The 7,131-nt window shown below is 72.3% G+C and carries 5 protein-coding genes; 1 reads left to right on the top strand and 4 read right to left on the bottom strand.

Going from position 1 to position 7,131, the window contains the following annotated elements; genetic code table 11:
- The 4 genes from VK640_02990 to VK640_02975 all read right to left on the bottom strand — a co-directional run.
- Positions 1-751 (bottom strand): SH3 domain-containing protein (locus VK640_02990; protein ID HTE72150.1); only part of this gene is annotated, 751 nt, incomplete at its 3' end.
- A gap of 145 nt (positions 752-896) precedes the next feature.
- The gene (locus tag VK640_02985; protein HTE72149.1) at positions 897-3,032 is read right to left on the bottom strand and encodes a DEAD/DEAH box helicase; all 2,136 of its coding nucleotides are present in this window, start codon (positions 3,030-3,032) and stop codon (positions 897-899) included.
- 58 nt (positions 3,033-3,090) lie between these two features.
- A complete protein-coding gene (locus tag VK640_02980; GenBank protein HTE72148.1) occupies positions 3,091-4,113 on the bottom strand; it encodes an acetamidase/formamidase family protein in 1,023 nt (340 codons plus the stop codon).
- Between the two features lie 27 nt (positions 4,114-4,140).
- A complete protein-coding gene (locus tag VK640_02975) occupies positions 4,141-5,760 on the bottom strand; it encodes an APC family permease (protein ID HTE72147.1) in 1,620 nt (539 codons plus the stop codon).
- Between the two features lie 333 nt (positions 5,761-6,093).
- On the opposite strand from VK640_02975, the gene VK640_02970 reads away from it, so the two are divergent.
- Positions 6,094-7,131 (top strand): aminotransferase class III-fold pyridoxal phosphate-dependent enzyme (locus tag VK640_02970; GenBank protein HTE72146.1); only part of this gene is annotated, 1,038 nt, incomplete at its 3' end.

Below are 7,131 nucleotides of genomic sequence, written 5' to 3'. Positions count from 1 at the left end.
CGAGCTCGCCGGCATGGGCCCGGACCCAAGCGGCGATGGCGTCACCCAACGAGCCGGTGCACATGATGTCCAAGGCCAGGCCGGCGCCGTGGTCGCCGTAGCCGGTGTTGCCGCCCCACGAGCTGACCGCGGGGAACGCGGCGCAGACCGCGCGGTAGACCTTGATCGCGTTGCTGGTCAGCCCCGACTCGACCGACGAGCCGTCGGAGCAGGGGGCGTAGGTCACGCCGGCAGCCGGCCCGACGCTGGGCTGCTCGGGCTCCGGCTTCGCGGCGGCCAGAGCGTCACGGCGCACCCAGACCATGCGGCCGTTGCGCCGGATCTGGGCCCAGCCGTCGTTCACCAGGCCGGTCACCTGCACCTTGGTGCCGTCGTCCAGCTCGGTAAGCCGGTCGGTGCTGCGGGCCGGGCCGCTCCACACCACGACGTCGTCGGTGAGCCAGCGTGCCGTCAGGTGCAGCGGGGCGACCCGGTCGGCGACGGCCCTGACCTCGGTCAGGGTCGGCAGCTCGGGCTCGGTGCGGGCGACGGAGCGGGACACCGTCCGGACGTACGCCCGGCTGGCCTCGGGGGCCATTCCCCGGCCACCGGTGACCCGGTCACCTGCGGCGCCCGCGACGGCGGCGTCACCGGCGGTGGCGACACGGTCACCGGGACGGGTCAGGGCAGCGGCTCCGGGCACCACCGTGGCGACGGCAAGGGTCGCGACGGCAGGGATGCCCACCCGCTGCAGTCGCTGCCGTGCGGGCACGGTTCGTCTGTGGCGGCCGGCTGGCACGCGGTATCACCTGGGGACGGTCGGGGGGAGGGGACGGCCACGAGTGAAGCACATCTACCCGCCCGGGCCACAAACCAGTCCCCACGGCGGGTCCGGGCATTCCGGACGCGCCCGCCGCTCAGGCGGCGAGGCCGAGGGCGAACGGGAGGACGGCGTCGGCGCCGGCCGCCCGGAGCAGCCGGCCGGCCACCGTGACGGTCCAGCGCGAGTCGACCAGGTCGTCGACGAGCAGCACCGGGCCGTCGAGCGCGGCGAGGGCGCCGGCCATCGCCGGCGGGACCGTGAACCGGTCGTGCACGGCGGCCAGTCGGAAGGCGCTGTTGCCGCCGGGCTCGCCGGGGTCGCGGTCGTCGGTCAGGCCGAGCGCACCGAGGTGGGTGAGTCGGCCGAGGGTGGCCAGCCGGTCGGCCACCGACGCGACAAGCTGCGGCCGGCGACGGGACGGGAGCGCGACGACGGCCACCGGCCGCTCTGCCCAGCCCCAGCCGGCGAGCACCTCGACGCAGGCCGAGAGCAGGGCGTCGTCGGCCGGCGTGTCGGGCGCCGCGAGCACCGCCCGCACGCGCTGCCCCCAGCCGAGGTCGGTGAGCCGGGCCACGGCGCGGCCCTCCTCGAGCCGCTCGTCGGCGCTGATGCGGCCGGAGAGGGGGACCCCGAGCCGCCCCATGCCGGAGGGCCACTGGGACCGCGGGTCGATCGGCACCCCGACCCGGCGCAGGGTGCGCTGGGCGGCCTGGACTGCTCCGTCGGGGACGGTCGGGTCGACCCAGGGCCCGGCGCAGCCGTCGCAGCGCCCGCACTCGGCGGCGGCCGGGTCGTCGAGCTGCTCCTGCAGGAAGCGCATGCGGCAGCCGGTGGACCGCTGGTAGCCGAGCATCGCCTCGGCCTCGGCGGTCCGGGCCGCGGCCACCCGGGCGTAGCGCTCCTCGTCGTAGACCCAGCCCGCGCCGGTCGAGACCCAGCCGCCGCTGACCCGCGACACGGCGCCGTCCACGTCGAGCACCTTGAGCAGCAGCTCCAGCCGGGTGCGCCGCACGTCCGCGACGGTCTCCAGCGCAGCAGTCGACATCGGCCGGTCGGCGGCGGCCAGCGCCCCGAGCACGGCGTCGGCATCGGCCCGGCGCGGCATCGACGCGGTCGCGAAGTAGGCCCAGATGTCGCGGTCCTCCGTGGCCGGCAGCAGCAGCACGTCGGCGCGCTCGGTGGCCCGGCCGGCCCGGCCGACCTGTTGGTAGTAGGCGACCGGTGAGGCCGGTGCGCCGAGGTGGACCACGAAGCCGAGGTCCGGCTTGTCGAAGCCCATGCCGAGCGCGCTGGTCGCCACGAGCGCCTTGACCTCGTTGTCCCGCAGCGCGCGCTCGAGATCGAGCCGGTCCGCCGGGTCGGTCCGCCCGGTGTAGGCGCGCACGTCGTGGCCGGCCTCGCGCAGCAGCGCCGCGGTGTCCTCGGCGGCGGCGACGGTCAGCGTGTAGACGATTCCGCTGCCGGGAAGCTCGCCGAGCCGGGCGGCCAGCCACCCGAGGCGGGCGTCGGCGGTCGGCAGCGCGAGGACGCCGAGCCGCAAGCTGGCCCGGGCGAGCGACCCGCGCACCGTACGGACCGGTGCTCCGCCCGCGCCGAGCTGCTCGACCACGTCGTCGACCACGCGCTGGTTGGCAGTGGCCGTCGTTGCGAGCACCGGTCGCCCGGCGGGCAGCGTGGTCAGCAGGTCGCGGATGCGCCGGTAGTCGGGCCGGAAGTCATGCCCCCAGTCGCTGATGCAGTGGGCCTCGTCGACGACGAGCAGCCCGGTGGCCTGGGCCAGCCGGGGCAGCTGCTCGTCGCGGAACCGCGGGTTGGTCAGCCGCTCCGGGCTGACCAGCAGCAGGTCGACCTCGTCGGCGGCGAGCGCTGCCGACACGTCGGACCACTCGTCGGCGTTGGCCGAGTTGACGGTCACCGCCCGCAGGCCGGCCCGGCGGGCGGCGTCGACCTGGTCGCGCATCAGGGCGAGCAGGGGCGACACGATCAGCGTCGGCCCGGCCCCGCGGGCCCGCAACAGCGCCGTGGCCAGGAAGTAGACCGCCGACTTGCCCCACCCGGTGCGCTGGACGACCAGCACCCGGGCGCCGTCCTCGACCAGGGCGCTCACCGCCTCGAGCTGTCCGTCGCGCAGCTCGGCGTCCGGCCGGCCGACCAGCTCGCGCAGCAGCGTCTCGGCCTCGTCGGCCAGCGGTCCGGGCTGCGTGGCGGTCTGGTCGGGGGTCGTCGTCACCCGCCCACCTCAGCACAGCCCCCGGACAGAGGCAGCGGCGGCGGGCGATGCGGCCGGGTCAGGCGGGGCGGCGCAGGCGGTCGTGGGCGCCGCCCATGACGGTGACGCCGCCGAGGTGGGCCTTGGCGAGCTTGGCGACCACGGTGTAGCTGGTGTCGACCACGTTGGCGATCGGGGTCAGCGCCGTCTGCGAGACCAGCTGGTAGGCGTCGAGCTTGGACAGCCCGGTGAGCTCTTGCACCCAGCCGACCAGCTCGGCGTGGGCGATCCGGAAGGCGTCCTCGAGCGGGCGGGCCGAGCCGGTGGTCATGATGAAGGTGTCGTCCTCGAGCCGCGGCCAGACGGTCGGCGGCACGTCGTGCACCAGGTCGAGCACCAGCTCGGTGTCCATGGCGCACTCGACGGCGACGCCGCAGGTCTCGCCCTCGCCCTGGCGGGCGTGCCCGTCGCCGAGGCTGAACATGGCGCCCTCGACGTTGACGCCGAGGTAGCAGGTGGTGCCGGCCCGCATCTCCGGCGTGTCCATGTTGCCGCCCCAGTCGCCGGGCGCGAGCGACGAGCGCACCTCACCGAGCGCCGGGGCGACCCCCACCGTGCCGTGCATCGGGTCCAGCGGCAGCGCGACCTGGAACGGGGAGTCCAGAGCGTCGTACATCACCGAGCCGGCCACCTGGTCGATCTCGTAGACCCAGGTGCGCTCCGGCAGCGGCTCGTGCAGCAGCGCGGTGAACCGGGTCGCAGTCAGCGCGCCGAACAGCGGCACCGTCGTGCTGACCCCCCGCCCCCCGCGCGGCGTGATCGACCGGAAGTGCACCGCGAGGGTGTCGCCCGGCCGGGCGCCCTCGACGTAGAACGGTCCGGTCTGCGGGTTGATGTAGCGCGGGTCGCAGACCTGGGAGACCAGGTCGGACGTCGACCGGACCCGGCCGGCGAAGCAGTCCATGGTCCAGGTCGACACCAGCGTCCCGGGGCGGACGCTCGCGAGCGGCGCGGCCCCGCCGAACGTGTAGGTGAGCTCGGCGGGGTCCGCGTCGGCATCCGGCTGGACGCGCAGGACCGGCGACGGACCGGGTTCGGTCATCCGGGCAGGGGACCCGTCAGCACCCGGTCAGTGTCGCGGCCCGGGCTGGGGAGGCACGGTCTCGCGCTCGTGCGCCTCCTCGAACACGGTGCGGCCGATGGCGTCGTAGACCGCGCGGTTGCGGGCCTTGAGCCAGTAGACCCCCGCCAGGCCGACGAGGAACGTCGCGACGACCAGGTAGGGGATCGCCTTGAAGAACGGTGCCGTGTTGGCGACACCGCCCGCGAAGTCGATGTTGTCCAGGAGCAGCCAGACGACGTACAGCATGCCGAGACAGCCCAGCGCCGGGATGATGCCGGTGGTGAGGACGTTGCCCGGGGCGGCCTTCTTGACGTGGAAGTACCAGATGACCGCGATGGACGTGATCGCCTGGACGATCAGGATCGCCATCGTGCCGAGGATGGCGAGCAGGCCGTACTGGTAGAAGTACGCGCCGCGGAGCGGGTCGTCGCCGTTGGTCGTGAGGAAGTAGAAGCCGAGGGTCAGGACGAGGGTGATGATGCTCTGGGTCAGCGAGGCGACGTGCGGCGTGTGGTGGACGCCGTGGGTGCGGCCGAGGTTGTTGGCGGTCGCCGGCACCTCGCGGCCGATCGCGTAGAGGTAGCGGCTGGCCGCGTTGTGGAACGCGAGTCCGCACGCGAAGGATCCGACGACGATCAGGAACAGGTAGATGTCGCCGATGAACGAGCCGCCGAGCTTGTCCTCGGCCAGGTCGACCCAGAGCCCGATGGAGTCCGTGTTGGCCTTCTCGATCGACTGCTTCTCGCCGTTGCCGACGATCATCATCCAGGACACGAAGGTGTAGAACAGGCCGAGGCCGACGACGGCGAGCAGGGTTGCCCGAGGGACGATGCGCCGCGGGTTGCGCGACTCCTCGCCGTAGACGGCGGTGGTCTCGAACCCGACCCACGACCAGAAGGCGAAGAAGATGCCGATGGCCGCACTGCCCGCAGCGATGGTCGTGCCGTCGATCGAGGCGCCGACACCACCGCCAGGTTCCAGGTTCTTGAAGGCGTTGACCGGGTTGACCGCCTCGGGCAGGTAGCCGTCGGGGCCGCCGCTGAACAGCACGGAGATGGCCAGCGCGCCGAGCAGGAGGACCTCGCAGATCAGGGTGATGCCCAGGAACCCCGCCGCGATGTTGATGTCGAAGTAGCCGAACGCGGCGATGATCGCGATGCCGACGATGGCGATGAGCAGCCAGTTGACGTCGACGTCCAGCCAGCGGTTCAGCGCGTCGTTGGTGAAGTAGGCGAAGATGCCGATCAGCGAGCCCTCGAACACGACGTAGGCCATGGTGGCCAGCGCGCCGGTGGCCATGCCCCACACCTGTCCGAGGCCGTGGGTGATGAAGCCGTAGAAGGCACCGGCGGTGGTGATGTGGCGCGCCATCGAGACGAACCCGATCGCGAACAGCGTCAGCACGATCGTCGCGACCAGGAAGCCGGCCGGCGCGGCGATGCCGTTGCCGTAGCCGACCGCGATCGGCGTGTTGCCGGTCATCGCCGTGATCGGGGCCGCGTTGGCGACGGCCATGAACAGCACGCCGAGCAGGCCGACCGCTCCTGCCTTGAGCTTGTGGGTGCTCTCGGAGCGGGGCACAGGCGCCCGCTCCATCTCCTCGCGCTTCATGTCTTCGGTCGACACCGGCTCAGCTCCGTCCAGACGCAGGATCTCGGCCCCCCGTCGCGCCGGGACGGCCGGTGCCCCGGACCGACGATCGATACCAGGCCGATTCCTGCTGCGCCCAGACCGATTGCCACTCGAGGCGACCGTTCGTCCCGAACCGTGCGGATGTGAAGCAGGTCACATCCGAGGCGGATCGTGGCAGCAACCGGTCGCCAGCGCAAGCACTTCCGCCGAACCTGTGTCGCCGGTCCCGGCGGGTACAGCGGGTCGCCGTTGACGTCACCCGGTCGGGACGCTAATAATCCGTTGCCAGACCAATTCGCCGATTCGGTATGCGAAACGGGCCAGCTGATGACCTTCGACTACGGAGCGTTCTCCTTCGAATCCAAGGAGGACCTGCTCGAGCGGTCCCGGGAGTTCTGGAACCCCGGCAAGACCGACTTCTGGGTGGAGTCCGGGGTGCCGCTGGTCATCGACCGGCGCGAGGAGTACTTCATCTACGACATGTCGGGCAAGCGGCTGATCGACGTGCACCTCAACGGCGGCACCTACAACCTCGGCCACCGCAACGCCGAGGTGGTCACGGCGGTCACCCAGGCGATGGCGCACTTCGACATCGGCAACCACCACTTCCCGTCGCTGGCGCGCACCGCGCTCGCGGAGGCCCTGGTGCGCACCGCACCGCCCGGCCTGACCAAGGTCGTCTACGGCAGCGGTGGCGGCGAGGCGATCGACATCGCCATCAAGACCGCTCGGCACTCGACCCAGAAGCGCAAGGTCGTCTCGATCGTCAAGGCCTACCACGGGCACACCGGCCTGGCGGTGGGCACCGGCGACGACCGCTTCAGCAAGCTCTTCCTGGCCGACCGGCCCGAGGAGTTCCCGCACGTGCCGTTCAACGACCTGGCGGCGATGGAGGAGGCCCTGCACGGGCGGGACGTCGCCGCGGTGATCATGGAGACGATCCCGGCGACGTACGGCTTCCCGCTGCCGGACGCCGGCTATCTCGAGGGCGTCAAAGCCCTCTGCGAGCGCTACGACGCGCTCTACATCGCCGACGAGGTTCAGACCGGCCTGATGCGCACCGGCGAGCTCTGGGCGATCAGCAAGCACGGCTTCAGCCCGGACATCATGGTCACCGGCAAGGGGATCAGCGGTGGGATGTACCCCATTTCCGCCGTCCTGGTCGCCGAGCACGCTGCGGGCTGGCTGACGGAGGACGGCTTCGGCCACATCTCGACGTTCGGTGGCGCCGAGCTCGGCTGCATCGCCGCGCTCAAGGCGCTCGAGATCTGCAACCGCCCGGAGACCCGGTCGATGGTGCACTACATCAGCGACCTGGTCGGGCGCGGGCTGCGGGAGATCCAGGCGGACCACCCGGACTGGTTC

The sequence above is a fragment of the Actinomycetes bacterium genome (genome assembly GCA_035489715.1).
GTDB lineage: Bacteria > Actinomycetota > Actinomycetes > JACCUZ01 > JACCUZ01 > DATHAP01.
Note: the sequence above shows the minus strand (reverse complement) of the source record. Positions and strands in the feature narration are given on the sequence as shown.